Genomic DNA, 17,424 nt, shown 5'->3' with positions numbered 1-17,424 from the left:
CCATGTCCGAAAGCCCCACTCCCATCATCCCGGCGGCGGTGGCCCAGACACCACCGGCATCGCTCAGCATCCACGGCCCGCTTCTCGAAAAGGCTATTCCCGATTGGCTCATCAAGACCACGCCGCAACGTCGCACGGAACTGAAAACAGCCGATACACCCATACCGGACTGGTATTTGCGCGCTTCACCCACGCAACGTAATACCCTTCACGACAGCTGTGCCGCCAGCGTCAACGCCCAGACCTTACTGGACAAGGCCATAGCGGACCTCCAAGACATCGACACTTATGCCAAACCGTTGTTGGTCAGTGCCTTGAAGGACCAGTTCAATGTTGAGTTAGATGTCGACGAGACTTATCTGGTACTGAGGAAGCCACTGGAAGCAGGCATTTTCGCTATAGAAATTACCAGTTTCGAAGTCTTGAAGCTGCCACTGCTGCAAGCTGCCCTGCATAACTTCGAGGCCTCGGAATGTGAGCCTGACGCTTTCCATGTGACTTCAGGGTTCTCAAAAAAAAAAACGCCACATTGGGTCGATTCGAGACCATTACCCCGGCATTGACGGTGGCTCAGTTCACCAAACTGTGCCGTTCGCTGGACATTGGCGCGAAGTATCAGGTTTACCTCAAAAGTTATGTGCAACCCGGCAATGCCGGGGCACACGAAGTGCTTCGGCACACGTTCAAGAATGCCCAGCAAACGGCTATGCGCATGGCCGCCGAAGTCGCGCTGTTGAAGCAGGATATCGCGCCTGGGGATTACACCATGGTGTTGTCGGTCATCAATGGAAATGTCCAGCCGCTGCTGGACGGTAAGCGCGTCAGCCTATGTGAGTTTGGCTTGATGGGGATTCAGATGACCGGCTGCGTGTTGTTCTCGGTCGGTGATTTATATGGCCGTTCCGATGAGTTGATTCTCTATATTCCCAATGATCCTCTATACCCCCTGAAACGCTACACCAGGGCCGAGATGACGGACCTTTTCAAGCAGCGTTTGACTGCCCGCGATGTGTCTTTGCCCGACGATGGCAGCCCGACGACTTACCAGCGATTTTTCAGCCAGTTCGTGGCTTATGCCGATCGCCCGTACTACTTCAAGCAGTTCACCCAGGATGGGCCGGTGCTGACGATTGACCAGGCCCTGGATCAGTATGCGCCGTTACTCATTGAGTTGAGCGGCATTGATCCCTACTCGCTTCTTTACCTGCCCAACGAGCAGCCGCCCCCACAGGTGCCGAACCTTGATCCCTATCTGGCGCCCGGCGCAATGCTTCGCAAAGGGGCAGGTATCGGGACCCGTAACCTGTGGGATTACCTGTTTGAGCAGCATCGCGACAAGCTCATTGCCGACGCCCGCGCTCACGCGGTGCCCTCGGCGGATGTCGATGCCAAGGCACGCTCGGAAAAACTCGCCCGCTTGTTGAATATCAGTCTGTTGGGGTTGACCGGCATTTCAATGTTTGTACCGGCGTTGGGTCAACTCATGATGGGGGCAATGGTGGCCCAATTGCTGGTAGAGACCTGTGAGGCCGCACACGAGTGGAGTCTAGGCGACCGCCAGGCAGCCAAGGCACACCTGATTGATGTGGCGCAAAACCTGGCTTTCATGGCGGTAATGGCCGGGGGCGGCAAAGTGCTGGGCAGATTGACTGCAGTCAAGGCCGAACCGGTGATCGAGGCGTTGGAGCCGGTTACCCTGTCCAATGGCGAGACGCGTTTGTGGAAACCCGATCTGAGCGGCTATGAAAGTCCCGTCAGCCTGGACCGCAGCAGCGGCCCCAATGCCATGGGCCAATATGAGCTGGACGGCAAGACGTACATTCGCCAGGACGGCAAGGCTTACCAACAAACCTACGATGAGACTCTCAAGTGTTGGCGTATCGAGCACCCGAGCAATCCGTGGGCTTACAAACCTCGGTTGACGCACAACGGCGCCGGTGCTTGGCGTCATACGCTGGAGCGCCCGCTGACATGGGACCGGTTGACGCTGTTGCGGCGTATGGGGCATGTGACGCAGATATTCGCGGATGAGCAATTGCTGAGAATCGCTGACATCAGCGGCGTCAGCGACAATGTTTTGCGCAAGATGCACATGGACAGTTTGCCACCGCCTCCGGAATTGACGAACACCCTGCGCTTGTTTGAGGCTGGCCAAGGCGTGGATGAGGTAATCAGTCAGATAGAAGGTGAGCAAGCGGTCGATGGTCGCTATCTGTACGTCCTGCCTTTGGTTGTCGATCTACCACGCTGGCCGCAGGGGCGGGGGCTGGAGGTATTTGAAACGACGGATTTGACGGGAGGCTCGCTCAAGTACGGCTCTGGACGCCAACTTCCTCCAGGAGAGGTCAAAGCGCCGGTCAGGATTTGTCGGGCTGATGTCATGAGTGGTGCATTGCCCGCGCGTATTTTGCAGGGGCTCGACGAGGCGGAAATTCTTCATCTGCTCGGCGGCGAGCCCGCGCGGGTTAAAGCAACAAGGCCGGAAAATTTTCGCAAACAGATCGTCGACTTCGTCAAGACTCGCCAACCGGACGTATTCGAAAGTCTCTATAAAGGATCGGAGCCCAAGGCGCGCTTCGTCGCGCAGATGCAACGTGTGACGCCAGGTCTCAGCGAGGCGGCCGCGGACGCCGTGCTGGCCCAGGCCAATAGCGAGGAATTCGAGCGGCTGGCGAGCACTGCGCGCTTTCCCTTGCGAATGTTGGAGCATGCTCGCTGGTATGCGCAACACGGGCGACTGAGCAACGCGTATGCCGGCTTGCACTTGGAAAACATGGCCTCGGTCGACAGCAAGCGGCTGGCGCTGCATGCCTTGCAAAAGTTGCCGGGGTGGTCGGATAGCGTGCGCCTGGAAGTTCGTGACACCAGCGGGGTATTGATCCACGGTATTGGCAGCGAGACGGCACCGGTTCCCAACTATCTGGTCAAGAAAGGTCCGGTATACCAAGCGTTCGATGAGCAGGGCACAGCGCTCGATAGCAACCCGCTACCCGGTGATAATTTTTTCCCTTCCCTCATGCGTGTCTTGCCCGATGACGCCCGCCAGGCAATGGGTGTTCCCGATATTAGCCAGCATGCTGAACTGCGCAAAGCAATTATCGGCTACGCCATCGATCATCCCGGTGAGATGGCGCAAGCGCTTGAACAGCACGCGGCCAAAAAAAACATGAACAAGTTGCCGATAAGGTTGAAAGACAAGCGCGTGGGTTATTACGCCAGTGGTCGCGGTCCAGGCATGGAGGCTCCACTGGTGGCACGCGTGCGGGCCGCCTACCCGGGGTTGACCGATCAACAGGCCAATAGCTACGTCCTTAAGCTGCGCCGGACAGGTCAAACCGATGTACAAGTTTATGCTTATTTACAAGCCCGGTTGAGCGAGTGGCAAACACTGGTGTCGACGCTTGAGGCGTGGGTGTCAGACCGATCCCCAGCGCTGCAAACCCATATTTTCGTACGTCGGGAGATTATGGACAGTCTCAAGGCATCGTGGCGAAATGCACCCTTGGCGGACCAGGAACTGCGTTTCAGCCAGCTGAGTCTAGTCGCTGTCGACCCCTTGCCTCTCATTACCGCCGATTTCTCCCATGTCCGGGATTTGAAGCTGAACGTGCCAAATGCCGAGGCTTTTTTAGAGCGTTGCGCTTCTGTGGAAACACTTGAAGTCCAGGTGATGCAGGACAACCCCGACAGGGTGTTCGAGTCATTGAAAAACCTGCGCAAACTGCGCAATTTGAACCTCAATACGCCGATAACTGCGCAGCTGGTATCCGAGCTTAAGGTGCTGTCCAACCTTGAAGAGCTTAACCTCACATCCCCCGTAGGAGGGGGAGGGCGCAGCGAGAGCCCCGTGTTGGATATTCGTGGTTTTAGCCGTTTGCGAAGGCTGCAAGTGAGCGACAGTCAGACAAAGCAGTGGCCAACAGGTGTGCTTGAGTTACCGCTGCTTGAACGGTTGAATCTGCGCGCAACGGGCATCGATACCCTGCCTGCAGACCTCTACCCTGGGCGTGATCGACTGTTGGCCGGCCTGTCGCTGGATTGGTCGAAAGTAGCGCGTGAGGACTTTAAACCCATTTATGAATACGTGCGCAATCGGCCTCGGCACTTGATTGATACGAGTGAAATGGTGAGGGATTACTGCAAAGGCGAGCTTTTTCGCCTGGCCGAAATAGACCCCCAGTATTTCAATGCGCTGCATACCAATGTTGCCGAGTTATGGCCAGAGCCTCAGGCCAGGTTTGACGCCGTGGAAGCCTTGAGCATGCAGCGCAGTGAGCTTGATCGACAGCTTGAGCGGTGGTTGGGCACAACGTCGCAGCCATCATCCGAGGGCCGTTCCATGAGTACGGTTGCGTCTACCTTGAAAGTAAGTTGGTGTAGCGAGTTGGTCCGCCAATACGTTCCCCCGACGGATTTACCGTTGCATGTTTACGGTCTCTCGGGGCTAACACGAGATCCCTCGATGTTTGTTTTGTTCGGCCTGCAGCTAGCCTCGTTACCGGAGTTACCTGCCGGTTTCTTCGCCCATGTGAAAACCTTGATCCTGAAACAGATGCGCGTGCCGGATCAACACTTGCAGCGCTTTGTCCTGGCTTTCAACGAAATTCGAACGCTTGACCTGAGCAATGGCGAGCTGACAGCTATGCGCTTCAAATCGGACGAGCTGCCGGCACTTGAGCATTTGAACCTGAGCCATAACCCCTTGACCGAGGTGGACGTGAGCCCAATGAGTCGACTCCACTCCCTGAGCGTGCGCGGAACACCGATTAAGGCGTGGCCGGTGGGGGCGGAGCATTTGCCGGAACCGATCTGGCTGGACTTGCGCGATACCCCTATCTCAACCTTGCCGCAGTCAGCACTGGACCGGGATCAGGTGCTGATTAATACCCACCTGAGCGGCACGCCTCTCAGCGTGCAAGCCTGCGCCGAGCTGGCGGCGGCACGCCAGCGATTCGAACAGACCAGGGGCCTGTCCCCAGGCACTCTGGCCCGTTTTGCCCAAGATCGTGTGCTGGTCATCTTTCCCCCGACCGAAAGCGACTGTTTGAATATTCACCATCTGCTGCCGTTACTGCCTGCCGAAATGTCGCGGGGCTCGCAGTCGTTGCAAACCCGCATGCGTCGTTTGCTCCCCGTGCTCAATGAGCATGAGGCGCGCCAGTGGATTGAAAAAATGTACGCGCAGGGAATCCCTGAGCTGCAACTGCATGAGCGTATCGATGGCTGGAACCAGACCTTCGAAGCGCTGACCCGTCGCTTGAATGATTGGTTACTCATTCGAGCGTTCAGGGAGGGCAACTGGGAGGTGTCGTCGCAGACTCGGCAAGCGGCAGCACTGCGCATCCTTGAATGCTGGCGCGAAGGGCTATTGACGGCCGGCAGCCAGGCCAGTGCCGAACTCAATCTCATTGGCCTGCGATTGGGTGATCTGCCTGAACTGTCAGGTGCCTTTACTCATGTCGCAACCTTGGGGTTGAGGGGCGTCGGGCTAACCGAGCAGGGTTCCAATGACTTCCTGCGTGCTTTTCCCAATGTGCGCACGCTGGACCTTGGCGGTAATCCGCTGGAGGAGGCATTGCCTGACGCTATCGCAGGCATGACTCATTTGCAGCACCTTGATTTGTCCTATACCAGCCTCACCGCATCCGAGGCTGTGTACCGCTCGCTGAGAGGCCTGCAGCATCTGCAAAGGCTGAACCTGGCCAACTGTGACCTGGAAAGCTTCCGGCTCGACGGGTTCAGACGACTTCAGAATCTGGATCTACAAAACAATTGGCTGACGCAGTGGCCCGAGGGCGTGTGGCAATCCGAGTCCCTGCTAAGGCTGAATCTGTCGGGCAATGACCTTGCTTCGATTCCACCCCAGGCGTTGGACGGAACCCACGATCTCCTGATGTCGAACACCAATTTGTTTGACAACCGTGAGCTGTCGCGGGACTCACTTGAGCGGCTCAGGGGGTACGCACATGAGCGGCAGCTCGATCCGGTATTAGGGTTTACGCGCTCAGAGCTTGATGAGCTGATTAATGACTTTGGCGGTGATGACAGCAATGACACCGAAAGCACCTTCTCCGATGAGGTCGTACCCGAAGGGCAGGGTGGACGTGGACATCTGTCGTTATGGCTGGAAAGCCTTGCTCCAGAGACGCAAGCAGCCAGTCGGGCGCTATGGGCGCAATTGGAGGGTGAGCCGGGTCATGAGGCGCTTTTTCATTTGCTGAGGCGTTTGCAGGACACTGCGGAGTTCAATTTTTCCCGCGCGGACCTGACACGAAGGGTCTGGGAAGTGTTGAAAGCGGCGGGAAGCGATAGTGAACTGAGGCAAGTGCTGTTCCGGTTGTCAGACACCCATGGCACCTGTGTGGACGGGCGTATCCTGACGTTCAGCGGATTAGAGGTCAAAGTATTCGAATATAACGCTCTGCTTGAAGTCAATCCTGCTCATCTGGACCAGAAGGGTCCTGCTTTGTTGAAATTGTCCCGGCAGTTGTTTCGTTTGGGCGAGGTTGAAAAATTGGCCGACAAAGACATCAGCGCTCGAGGGCGTCACGCAGATCCCGCGGAAGTGCGTCTGGAATATCGACTCGGCCTCCAGGGGCTGCTGGACTTGCCGGGTCAGCCCGGGTACATGATGTATGGCAAGCCCATTACCGGCATGACCCTTATCGGTGCATTCAAGGCAGTGAAGATCGCGGAAGCCACCGATGCATTTTATGAAGACCTGATTACACGTGACTACTGGGTGGATTACCTCAAGGAGAAATACCCAAAGGAATTTACCGCATTGGAGCAAAACTCGGCGCAAAAGCATGAAAAACTTGAAAATGATCATGCAACCTTCAGTGAGGCCTATAGCGAGGCCGCTAGCGTGCTGGAGGTTGAACTTACGACTGAGCGAAATAAAAAACTCCTTGAGTTGTCTCGTCAAGAGGCCTCGTCACCTCCGCTCTCTGAGCGTGACCCGGACCAGCCAGGCACTTCCAAGGACCTGATGGGCGGGCGGTCCGGCTGATCATTGGCTGACATTGAGCTAGAACAAAAAGTAGCGTTGGGCCATCGGCAGCACCTCGGCCGGTTCACACCACAGCAGTACGCCGTCGGCCTTGACTTGATAGGTCTGTGGGTCGACGTCGATCTGCGGCAGGTAGTCGTTGTGAATCAGGTCGGTTTTCTGCACGTCGCGGCAACCCTTGACCACACCGATCTGCTTCTTCAAGCCCAGTGCTTGCGGCAAGCCGGCATCTGCCGCCGCCTGGCTGATAAAGGTCAGGCTGGTGGCGTGCAACGAACTGCCGAAGCTGGCGAACATCGGGCGGTAGTGCACTGGCTGCGGCGTCGGGATCGAAGCGTTGGCATCCCCCATCAAGCTGGAAGCAATGGCGCCGCCTTTGAGAATCAGGGTCGGTTTGATCCCGAAAAACGCCGGGCGCCAGAGCACCAGGTCGGCCCACTTGCCGACTTCGATGGAACCCACCTCGTGACTGATCCCATGGGTGATCGCCGGGTTGATGGTGTATTTGGCGATGTAGCGTTTGGCGCGCAGGTTATCGTTGTCCGCGTCGTCGCCGGCCAGCGGCCCGCGCTGTTTTTTCATCTTGTCGGCGGTCTGCCAGGTGCGTGTGATGACTTCGCCCACACGGCCCATGGCCTGGCTGTCGGAGCTGATCATCGAGAACGCGCCAAGGTCGTGGAGGATGTCTTCGGCGGCAATGGTCTCGCGGCGGATACGGCTTTCGGCGAAGGCCACGTCTTCGGCGATGCTCGGGTCGAGGTGATGGCAAACCATCAACATGTCCAAGTGTTCGTCGATGGTGTTGCGGGTGAACGGCCGCGTCGGGTTGGTCGAACTGGGCAACACGTTGGCAAAACCGCAGGCCTTGATAATGTCCGGCGCGTGGCCGCCACCGGCGCCTTCGGTGTGATAGGTGTGGATGGTGCGGCCTTTGAGCGCCGCCAGGGTGGTTTCGACGAAGCCGGACTCGTTGAGGGTATCGCTGTGGATTGCCACCTGCACATCGTACGTGTCGGCCACGCTCAAACAGTTATCGATACTCGCCGGTGTCGTGCCCCAGTCCTCATGCAGTTTCAAACCGATGGCCCCGGCCTTGACCTGTTCGATCAACGGTTCGGGCAGACTGGCGTTGCCCTTGCCGGTAAAGCCGAGGTTCATCGGGAACGAATCGGCGGCCTGTAGCATCCGCGCCAAGTGCCAGGGCCCAGGGGTGCAGGTGGTGGCATTGGTGCCGGTGGCCGGGCCGGTGCCGCCACCGATCAGGGTGGTGACACCGCTGGTCAATGCCTCTTCGATTTGCTGCGGGCAAATGAAATGCACATGGGAGTCGATGCCGCCGGCGGTGAGGATCATGCCTTCGCCGGCGATCACTTCGGTGCTGGCGCCGACAGCAATCGTCACGCCGGGCTGCATGTCGGGATTGCCGGCCTTGCCGATGGCGGCGATCCGGCCGTTCTTCAGGCCCACGTCGGCCTTGACGATGCCCCAGTGATCGATGATCAACGCGTTGGTGATCAGGGTGTCGACGACTTCGGCAGCCAGCAGTTGGCTCTGGCCCTGGCCGTCACGAATCACCTTGCCGCCGCCAAACTTCACTTCTTCGCCGTAGGTGGTGAAGTCTTTTTCCACTTCGACGAACAGCTCGGTGTCGGCCAGGCGGACCTTGTCGCCGACGGTTGGGCCGTACATGTCGGCGTAGGCTTGGCGGCTGATTTTCATGGGGTTACCTTGAGAATAATGGGGTGAATGTGATTACTCGCGAAGGGGCCCTAAAGGTCGCCCATGACGCGTCCCGCAAAGCCGAAAACCCGGCGCAATCCAGCCAGTTCGACCAGCTCGACGTCGCGACGCTGCCCCGGCTCGAACCGCACCGCCGTGCCCGCTGGAATATTCAGGCGCATGCCGCGGCTCAGGGCGCGATCAAAGATCAACGCGTCGTTGGTCTCGAAAAAGTGGTAATGCGAGCCGACCTGGATCGGACGGTCGCCGCTGTTGGCCACGCTCAGGCTGAGGGTGCGACGGCCGGCATTGAGTTCGATCTCGCCAGGCTGGATCCGATATTCGCCAGGAATCATGCAGGTTGCCCCAAGGTCTTGAAGTAGATGGCGGTCGGGCTGTAGCGTCCGTCCGGGCTTTGGCAGTAGTCGGGCAGCTCGCCGATCTTGGTGTAGCGCAATGACTGGTAGAAGGCCTCGGCGCCAGAGCCGGCCTCGGTGTCCAGGTACAACAGGCCGCGCTTGTGCTGGCGTGCGGCGAGTTCCAGGGTACTCATCAATTGCTGGCCCAGGCCATGGCGGCGCGCCGTGCTGTGCACCAGCAGTTTCTGCACCTCGGCGCGGTTCAGGCCATTGGCTTTTTGGCACAGCGCCAGTTGGACGCTGGCCAGCACCTGTTCATCGCGCACCACCACCCATAACAACAGGCTGGCGTCTTCGAGGGCGCTATGGACCGTGTCGAAATAGGCACGGGCCAGGACCTCGTCGAGGTCGGCCATGAAACCTACTGATGCGCCGTGCTTCACGGCGTCCAGCAGCAGCTCGATCAAGCCCTGGCGATAGTGGAGAAAACTCTCTGCATGCACTCGACGCAAATGGGCGGCGCTCATCGGCATCACTCCTGGTGGGCGGCAGGCGGCGGCTCGCCGGGGTTAAGCAGCAGTTGCATGAAGGTCAGGTCGAGCCAGCGGCCGAACTTGGTGCCCACCTGGGGCATCTGCCCGGTGATGCTGAAACCCTGGCGTTGATGCAGGCGAATCGATGCCTGGTTGCCGCTCTCGATGGCCGCGACCATGACGTGTTTGTCGCAGGCCCTGGCGCGCTCGATCAGCACCTGCATCAGTTGCGGGCCCAGGCCTTTGCCGCGCTGGTCATTGCGCACGTACACCGAATGTTCGACGGTATGACGAAAGCCGTCGAACGGACGCCAGTCACCGAATGAGGCGTAGCCGACCACCTGATCGTCATCGACCGCCACCAGGATCGGATAGGCCTGTGCCTGGCGGGCACTGAACCAGGTCTGGCGATTCTCCAGGTCCACCGGTTGGTCGTTCCAGATTGCGGTGGTATTGAGCACAGCATCGTTATAGATAGCGCGGATTGCCGGCAGATCGCCGTGTACCGCGTCACGAATCAGCAAGGACATGGTCGGGCCTCAGGCGATGGGTTGGTGGACGGTCACCAGTTTGGTGCCGTCGGGGAAGGTGGCTTCGACCTGAATATCCGGGATCATTTCAGGGATGCCTTGCATCACTTGCTCGCGACTGAGCAGGGTGGTGCCGTAATGCATCAGGTCGGCCACGGTGCGACCGTCGCGAGCGCCTTCCATCAGCGCCGAGGAAATGTAGGCAATGCTCTCCGGGTAGTTGAGCTTCACCCCGCGCGCCAAGCGGCGCTCGGCCACCAGGCCGGCGGTGAAGATCAGCAGCTTGTCTTTTTCCCGTGGGGTCAGGTCCATGGATCAAGGTCCTTTGTTAAACAGTTCAAATGGGCGACGCCAACCTCTGTAGGAGCGAGGGGGACGCCTACAGAAAGGAGGATCTTCATGTGCTCCAGATTCTCGGTGATAGCGCTTCCCGACCCAGTACGGCCGGGCGCAACAGGTGCCACAGATCGATCAGCCACCCCCGTGCCAGGAGTGTTTCGCTGGCCAGGCAGCGCGCCACCAGCAGACCGGGTAATTGGCTCAGGTCGCCGCGCACTGCGTGGGGCAGCGAGCGACATTTTTCGAGCAGTTCGCTGTCGATCTCACCGCTCATCAGTAACGTGGCAAACACCGGCTGCCCATCCAGGCCAATCGGCGAGTCGAGCAAAGCGTCGTTGCCGATAACGCGTTGGCGCTCATGCCAGAGCAACTGGCCGTCACGGCGGATATCCAGATGAGACTGAAAATGCCCCAGGTCGAAACGCTCGCCGCTGGCAGGACGGCCGAGCGCGACGATGTCCCAGTAGAACAGCCGGGCGTCGCCTTCAAGTTCGATGCGCGTGGTGAGTTCGGCCTGGGCGGCACTGAACACGATGGTTTCCTGAGGCAACCATTCCAGAGTGGCGCCAGCTTTGACGGTCAATGTCACCTGCTGATAAGCCGGGCCTGCCGCGCGATACCACTTGGCTGCGCCCGGGCTGGTCAACTGAGCCCAGGCGCCCCGGTCGAGGTGCGCGCTGATGTCCAGCCGATCACCGCCGGCAATTCCGCCGGGCGGGTGCACGATGATGTGCTGGCACACCTCGGGGCCTTCGGCGTACAGGTGCTTTTGCACCCGCAGCGGACCCTTGTGGCGGCGTAGGACCGGGCGCGTGGACTCGCCAAACCGCGCGTAGCCGAGTTCCAGCTCGGCATGCCAGTTGGGGGTGAACAGGGCAGGAGAAACGGGCAGGTTCATGTTGAGTGCTTTTCGTCAGGACGCCACAGATTAGATCGTTACGAGGCCGCGTACACCCTCGGCCTGCATGTTTTCACCACGACCTTGCTGGACGATTTCACCCCGCGACATCACCAGGTAGTGGTCAGCCAGTTCGGCGGCAAAATCGTAGAACTGCTCCACCAGCAGAATCGCCATGTCGCCGCGTTCGGCGAGCTGCTTGATCACTGCGCCAATCTCCTTGATCACTGACGGCTGAATGCCTTCGGTGGGTTCATCGAGAATCAGCAGGCGTGGGCGACTGGCCAAGGCACGGCCGATGGCCAGCTGTTGTTGCTGACCACCCGACAAGTCGCCGCCCCGGCGCTGCTTCATTTGCAGCAGTACCGGGAACAGTTCGTAGATAAACCCCGGAACTTGCTTGGCCTCGGAGCCGGGGAAGCGTGACAGGCCCATCAGCAGGTTTTCTTCCACGCTCAGGCGGCCAAAAATCTCGCGACCCTGTGGCACATAGGCGATGCCCGCCTGAACCCGCTGGTGCGGCTTGAAACCGGTAATGGCCTTACCCTCCCAATTCACCGCGCCTTCCTTGGCCGGCAACAGACCCATCAGGCATTTGAGCAAGGTGGTCTTGCCCACGCCGTTACGGCCCAGCAGGCAGGTGACTTCGCCGATCTTCACGTCAAAGGACAGCCCGCGCAGGATGTGGCTACCGCCGTAGTACTGATGCAGCTTGTCGACTTGCAGCATATTCAAAACCTCCTCAAACCCCTGTAGGAGCGAGCTTGCTCGCGAAAAGCTCACAGGCACCACGGGCTACCTGAAGCGCTGGGTTATCGTTGACGATCTTCGCGAGCAAGCTCGCTCCTACAGAAAAGCCAAGCCAGCTCAGCGACCGAGATAAACCTCGATCACGCGCTCGTTTTCCTGCACCTGCTCCAGCGATCCTTCCGCCAGCACGCTGCCCTGGTGCAACACTGTCACATGGTCGGCAATCGAGCCGACAAACCCCATGTCATGCTCCACCACCATCAGCGAGTGCTTGCCCGCCAGGCGCTTGAACAGTTCGGCAGTGAACTCGGTCTCGGCGTCGGTCATGCCGGCCACCGGTTCATCCAGCAGCAACAGTTGCGGGTCCTGCATCAGCAACATGCCGATTTCCAGGAATTGCTTCTGGCCGTGGGACAGCAAGCCCGCCGGGCGCTGCACTGATTCGGTCAGGCGGATGGTGTCCAATACTTCGTCGATACGCGCTCGCTGCTCCCCGCTCAGGCGCGCGCGCAGGCTGGCCCACACCGACTTGTCAGTGTGCTGCGCCAGCTCCAGGTTTTCGAACACGCTCAAGGCTTCGAATACCGTGGGTTTCTGGAACTTACGGCCAATGCCGGCCTGGGCGATCTGCACTTCGCTCATGCTGGTCAGGTCCAGGGTTTCGCCAAACCAGGCGTTGCCGTGGCTGGGACGGGTCTTGCCGGTGATCACGTCCATCAGCGTGGTCTTGCCCGCGCCATTGGGGCCGATGATGCAGCGCAATTCGCCGACGCCGATGTACAGGTTCAGATCGTTGAGCGCCTTGAAACCGTCGAAGCTGACGCTGATGTCTTCCAGGGTCAGGATCGTGCCGTGACGCGTATTGAGCCCTTTGCCGGCGGCCTGGCCGAGGCCTATCGCGTCGCGACTGGTGCCTTGGTCACGGTTCGGCTCGATGATCGGTTCGAGCATGAATTCAGCGGTTGCCGTGACGCTCATTGTTCGCCCCTTTTCTTCAGCAAACCGATAATGCCCTTGGGCAGATACAGGGTGACGATGATGAACAGCGCCCCGAGAAAGAACAGCCAGTATTCCGGGAAGGCCACGGTGAACCAGCTCTTCATGCCATTCACCACGCCGGCGCCGAGCAGCGGGCCGATCAGCGTGCCACGACCGCCCAGCGCGACCCACACGGCGGCTTCGATGGAGTTGGTCGGCGACATTTCGCTGGGGTTGATGATGCCGACTTGCGGCACATACAGCGCGCCTGCCAAGCCGCACAACACTGCGCTCAAGACCCATACAAACAGCTTGAAGCCGCGCGGGTCGTAGCCGCAGAACATCAGGCGATTCTCGGCATCACGCAATGCGGTCAGCACGCGGCCGAACTTGCTTTGCGCCAGGCGCCAGCCGATGTACAGGCTGGTCACCAGCAACAGCAGCGTGGCGAAAAACAGCACCGCCCGCGTTCCCGGTTCGGTGATGCCAAAGCCGAGAATGCTGCGAAAGTTGGTAAAGCCGTTGTTGCCGCCAAACCCGGTCTCGTTGCGAAAGAACAGCAGCATCCCGGCGAAGGTCAGGGCCTGGGTCATGATCGAGAAGTACACGCCCTTGATCCTTGAACGGAAGGCAAAGAAACCGAATACCAATGCCAGTAATCCCGGCGCCAACACCACCAGGCACAGCGCCCAGAGGAAGTGCTGGGTGCCGACCCAGTACCACGGCAATTCGCTCCACGATAGAAACGTCATGAACGCCGGCAGCTCATCGCCGGAGGCCTGGCGCATCAGGTACATGCCCATCGCATAACCGCCGAGGGCGAAAAACAGACCATGCCCCAAAGACAACATCCCGGCGTAACCCCAGACCAGGTCCAGCGCCAGGGCGACGATGGCGTAGCACAGAATCTTGCCCACCAGCGTCAGGGTGTAGGCCGAGACATGCAGCGCATGCTCGGGCGGCAAGAGTGACAACAGTGGCAAGGTCAGCAGCAGGATCAGGAGTACCGCGCCCACGGCGATCGTCACTGTCGGGCCGGCCTTCTGTGTGGCCGTAAGCATCAATGGCTGGTTCATCAGTCGATTACCCGTCCTTTCAGTGCGAAGAGTCCTTGCGGGCGTTTCTGGATAAACAGAATGATCAGCGCGAGGATCAGGATCTTGCCGAGCACGGCACCGATCTGCGGTTCAAGAATCTTGTTGGTGATGCCCAGGCCGAACGCGGCCATGACGCTGCCGGCCAACTGGCCGACACCGCCGAGTACCACCACCAGGAACGAGTCGATGATGTAGCTCTGGCCCAGGTCCGGACCGACGTTGCCGATCTGACTCAAGGCCACGCCGCCCAACCCGGCAATGCCCGAGCCCAGGCCAAATGCGAGCATGTCGACGCGCCCGGTGGGCACGCCGCAGCACGCCGCCATGTTGCGGTTCTGGGTGACCGCGCGCACGTTCAGGCCCAGGCGGGTCTTGTTCAGCAGCAGCCAGGTCAGCACCACCACAAACAAGGCGAAGGCGATAATCACGATGCGGTTGTAGGGCAATACCAGGTTCGGCAGTACTTGAATCCCGCCCGACAGCCAGGTCGGGTTGGCCACTTCCACGTTCTGCGCACCGAACAGCAAGCGTACCAGCTGGATCAACATCAGGCTGATGCCCCAGGTGGCGAGCAGGGTTTCCAGCGGACGGCCGTAGAGGTGACGAATCACTGTGCGCTCCAGGGCCATGCCGATCGCGGCGGTGACAAAAAACGCCACCGGCAGTGCAATCAGCGGGTAGAACTCGATGGCGTGCGGGGCGTAGCGTTGCATCAGCAGTTGCACCACATAAGTGGCGTAGGCGCCGAGCATCAGCATCTCGCCGTGGGCCATGTTGATCACCCCGAGCAAGCCGAAGGTGATCGCCAGGCCGAGTGCCGCCAGCAGCAGGATCGACCCCAGGGACATGCCGCTGAAGGCCTGGCCGAGGATCTCGCCGAGCATCAGTTTGCGCTCGACCTGGGCCAGGCTGGTTTCGGCGGCGGTGTGCACGCGGGCGTCGGTTTCCACGCCCGGTGCGAGCAAGGCTTCCAGGCGGGTGCGGGCCAATGGGTCGCCAGTGCCGCCGAGCAAACGTACGGCCGCCAAACGCACCGCCGGGTCGGGATCGACCAGTTGCAGGTTGGCCAGGGCCAGGCTCAGGGCGGTATGGACGTCCTCGTCGGTTTCGCTGGCGAGTTGCTGGTCGAGGAATTTCAGTTGCGCCGGGGTGGCGCTTTTTTGCAGTTGCCGCGCGGCGGCGAGGCGCACCTCGGGATCGGCGGCGAACAGTTGCTGACTGGCTTGAAGGTTGTTGATCAAGCCGCGTAAACGGTTGTTCAAGCGTACGGTTCGGGTTTCACCGTTGAGGCTGACCTGGCCTTGTTGCAGGGCATCCGCCAGTTCGATGCGCGCGGGGTCGGGCTGCGCGGCCCAGGTCTGCAACAGTTTGGCCTGTTGCATCGGGTTGGCGTTGATGAAATCTTCGGCGTCGCTGGCGTGTGCGGCCAGGGGCAGCAGGAGCAGCGCGGCGAGGATGAAGCGGTGGAGGACGGTCGGCATTGGGGTGGTCCTGTTCTGAGGGGGCCGATGGGTTGGGGGCGGCTGTGGATTGGCCCCTCACCCTAGCCCTCTCCCCAAAGGGGCGAGGGGACTGATCGGGGGATGCTGGAGAAATTCGGCGACGTGAAAGTCTTGTGTTGAATCCGTAATCAAATGGGTTTCACTCGTCGCAGAAAGTCTTTAAATCCATCATCAACTCGGTCGCCACAGGTCGCAGAAAGTCTCGGTACACTTCGCTCGGCTCCCTCTCCCCTCTGGGGAGAGGGTTGGGGTGAGGGGTGGCCTCAATTGCTCACCGCATGATCCGGCTTCTTGTCATTCCCCGGGATGTAAGGGCTCCACGGCTGGGCACGGATCGGCCCTTCGGTTTGCCAGACCACCGAGAACTGACCGTCAGACTGAATTTCGCCAATCATCACTGGCTTGTGCAGGTGGTGGTTGGTCTTGTCCATGGTCAAGGTGTAGCCCGACGGCGCGGTGAAGGTCTGGCCGCCGAGCGCTTCGCGCACCTTGTCGACATCCGTGGACTTGGCTTTTTGCGCCGCTTGCGCCCACATATGAATGCCGACGTAAGTGGCTTCCATCGGGTCGTTGGTCACCGCTTTATCGGCGCCCGGCAAGTTGTGCTTCTTGGCGTAGGCTTTCCAGTCCGCGACGAACTTGGTGTTCACCGGGTTCTCCACCGACTGGAAGTAGTTCCAGGCGGCCAGGTTGCCCACCAGTGGCTTGGTGTCGATACCGCGCAGTTCTTCTTCGCCCACCGAGAAGGCGACGACAGGCACGTCGGTCGCTTTCAGGCCTTGGTTCGCCAGTTCCTTATAGAACGGCGCGTTGGAGTCGCCGTTGACGGTGGAGACCACCGCGGTCTTGCCACCCGCGGAGAATTTTTTGATGTTGGCGACGATGGTCTGGTAATCGCTATGCCCGAACGGGGTGTAGACCTCTTCGATGTCCTTGTCGGCCACGCCTTTGGAATGCAGGAACGAGCGCAGAATCTTGTTGGTGGTGCGGGGGTACACATAGTCAGTCCCCAGCAGGAAGAAGCGCTTGGCGCTGCCGCCTTCTTCGCTCATCAGGTATTCGACGGCCGGGATCGCCTGTTGGTTGGGCGCCGCACCGGTATAGAACACGTTGGGCGACATCTCTTCGCCTTCGTATTGCACTGGGTAGAACAGCAGGCCGTTGAGTTCCTCGAACACCGGCAACACCGATTTGCGTGACACCGAAGTCCAGCAGCCGAACACCACCGCGACTTTGTCCTGGGTCAGCAACTGCCGGCCTTTCTCGGCAAACAGCGGCCAGTTGGATGCCGGATCGACGACCACCGGTTCGAGCATCTTGCCGTTCACGCCGCTCTTGGCGTTGATCTCGTCGATGGTCATCAGGGCCATGTCTTTGAGCGACGTTTCGGAGATGGCCATGGTCCCGGACAGCGAGTGCAGGATACCGACCTTGATGGTCTCGGCGGCCTGGACGGTCCAGGTCAAACCCATGGCGGCAATGGATGCCGACACAGTGAAAGCCTTGATCAAGCTACGACGCTTCATGGTGCAATCTCCGCGAACTCAACATTGTTATGAGGGGGCAAGTCGAGGAGGTGATTGCAAGCGCTGTGCCTAGTCGGCAAAACGCATGAAATGGTGGTTTAGTCTGTTGTCGGGCGCCCGTTGTGCACCATGAGCTGGCAGCTCGGGTCGGCTGGTGCGCCCGTGTGCGCCACAACGGGGC

Annotated in this window: 13 protein-coding genes; 2 read left to right on the top strand and 11 right to left on the bottom strand. The window is 59.7% G+C overall.

The window, feature by feature from the left end; all coding sequences use genetic code 11:
• Positions 1 to 2 precede the first annotated feature (2 nt).
• Both BLU75_RS19815 and BLU75_RS19810 read left to right on the top strand, forming a co-directional pair.
• Complete coding sequence (locus tag BLU75_RS19815) at positions 3 to 563, top strand: dermonecrotic toxin domain-containing protein (protein WP_090221542.1); 561 nt, start codon at positions 3 to 5, stop codon at positions 561 to 563.
• Complete coding sequence (locus BLU75_RS19810) at positions 530 to 7,012, top strand: NEL-type E3 ubiquitin ligase domain-containing protein (RefSeq protein ID WP_084380911.1); 6,483 nt, start codon at positions 530 to 532, stop codon at positions 7,010 to 7,012. Before BLU75_RS19815 ends, BLU75_RS19810 begins: the two co-directional genes overlap by 34 nt.
• Before the next feature lie 18 nt (positions 7,013 to 7,030).
• Here BLU75_RS19810 and ureC read toward each other — a convergent pair whose 3' ends face one another.
• The 11 genes from ureC to urtA all read right to left on the bottom strand — a co-directional run bounded on the left by ureC (position 7,031) and on the right by urtA (position 17,243).
• The gene (gene ureC, locus BLU75_RS19805) at positions 7,031 to 8,731 is read right to left on the bottom strand and encodes an urease subunit alpha (RefSeq protein WP_084380912.1); all 1,701 of its coding nucleotides are present in this window, start codon (positions 8,729 to 8,731) and stop codon (positions 7,031 to 7,033) included.
• Positions 8,732 to 8,781: 50 nt separating this feature from the next.
• Positions 8,782 to 9,087 (bottom strand): urease subunit beta, encoded by a 306-nt coding sequence (locus tag BLU75_RS19800; protein WP_084380913.1) that lies wholly within the window; start codon positions 9,085 to 9,087, stop codon positions 8,782 to 8,784.
• Positions 9,084 to 9,617, bottom strand: coding sequence for a GNAT family N-acetyltransferase (locus BLU75_RS19795; RefSeq protein ID WP_084380914.1), 534 nt, complete (start codon positions 9,615 to 9,617; stop codon positions 9,084 to 9,086). Before BLU75_RS19795 ends, BLU75_RS19800 begins: the two co-directional genes overlap by 4 nt.
• Positions 9,618 to 9,622: 5 nt before the next feature.
• The gene (locus tag BLU75_RS19790; protein ID WP_084380915.1) at positions 9,623 to 10,153 is read right to left on the bottom strand and encodes a GNAT family N-acetyltransferase; all 531 of its coding nucleotides are present in this window, start codon (positions 10,151 to 10,153) and stop codon (positions 9,623 to 9,625) included.
• 9 nt (positions 10,154 to 10,162) lie between these two features.
• The gene (locus BLU75_RS19785) at positions 10,163 to 10,465 is read right to left on the bottom strand and encodes an urease subunit gamma (RefSeq protein ID WP_084380916.1); all 303 of its coding nucleotides are present in this window, start codon (positions 10,463 to 10,465) and stop codon (positions 10,163 to 10,165) included.
• 85 nt (positions 10,466 to 10,550) lie between these two features.
• Positions 10,551 to 11,390 (bottom strand): urease accessory protein UreD, encoded by an 840-nt coding sequence (locus tag BLU75_RS19780; RefSeq protein WP_084380917.1) that lies wholly within the window; start codon positions 11,388 to 11,390, stop codon positions 10,551 to 10,553.
• A gap of 30 nt (positions 11,391 to 11,420) precedes the next feature.
• Positions 11,421 to 12,119, bottom strand: coding sequence for an urea ABC transporter ATP-binding subunit UrtE (gene urtE / locus BLU75_RS19775; RefSeq protein ID WP_084380918.1), 699 nt, complete (start codon positions 12,117 to 12,119; stop codon positions 11,421 to 11,423).
• A gap of 138 nt (positions 12,120 to 12,257) precedes the next feature.
• Positions 12,258 to 13,118: an urea ABC transporter ATP-binding protein UrtD gene (gene urtD / locus BLU75_RS19770; RefSeq protein WP_084380919.1), complete on the bottom strand. Its 861-nt coding sequence runs from the start codon at positions 13,116 to 13,118 to the stop codon at positions 12,258 to 12,260.
• On the bottom strand, positions 13,115 to 14,194 hold the full coding sequence (gene urtC, locus BLU75_RS19765; RefSeq protein ID WP_084380920.1) for an urea ABC transporter permease subunit UrtC: 1,080 nt from the start codon (positions 14,192 to 14,194) through the stop codon (positions 13,115 to 13,117). Before urtC ends, urtD begins: the two co-directional genes overlap by 4 nt.
• Positions 14,194 to 15,696, bottom strand: coding sequence for an urea ABC transporter permease subunit UrtB (gene urtB / locus BLU75_RS19760; RefSeq protein WP_084380921.1), 1,503 nt, complete (start codon positions 15,694 to 15,696; stop codon positions 14,194 to 14,196). The genes urtC and urtB overlap by 1 nt, the downstream gene beginning before the upstream one ends.
• 284 nt (positions 15,697 to 15,980) lie before the next feature.
• Positions 15,981 to 17,243 carry an urea ABC transporter substrate-binding protein gene (gene urtA / locus BLU75_RS19755; protein WP_084380922.1) on the bottom strand — a complete coding sequence of 421 codons (1,263 nt, stop codon included), beginning with the start codon at positions 17,241 to 17,243 and terminating at the stop codon, positions 15,981 to 15,983.
• Between the last annotated feature and the right edge of the window lie 181 nt (positions 17,244 to 17,424).

It is taken from the genome of Pseudomonas mucidolens, from assembly GCF_900106045.1.
In the GTDB taxonomy this organism is placed as follows: Bacteria; Pseudomonadota; Gammaproteobacteria; order Pseudomonadales; family Pseudomonadaceae; genus Aquipseudomonas; species Aquipseudomonas mucidolens.
Note: the sequence above shows the minus strand (reverse complement) of the source record. Positions and strands in the feature narration are given on the sequence as shown.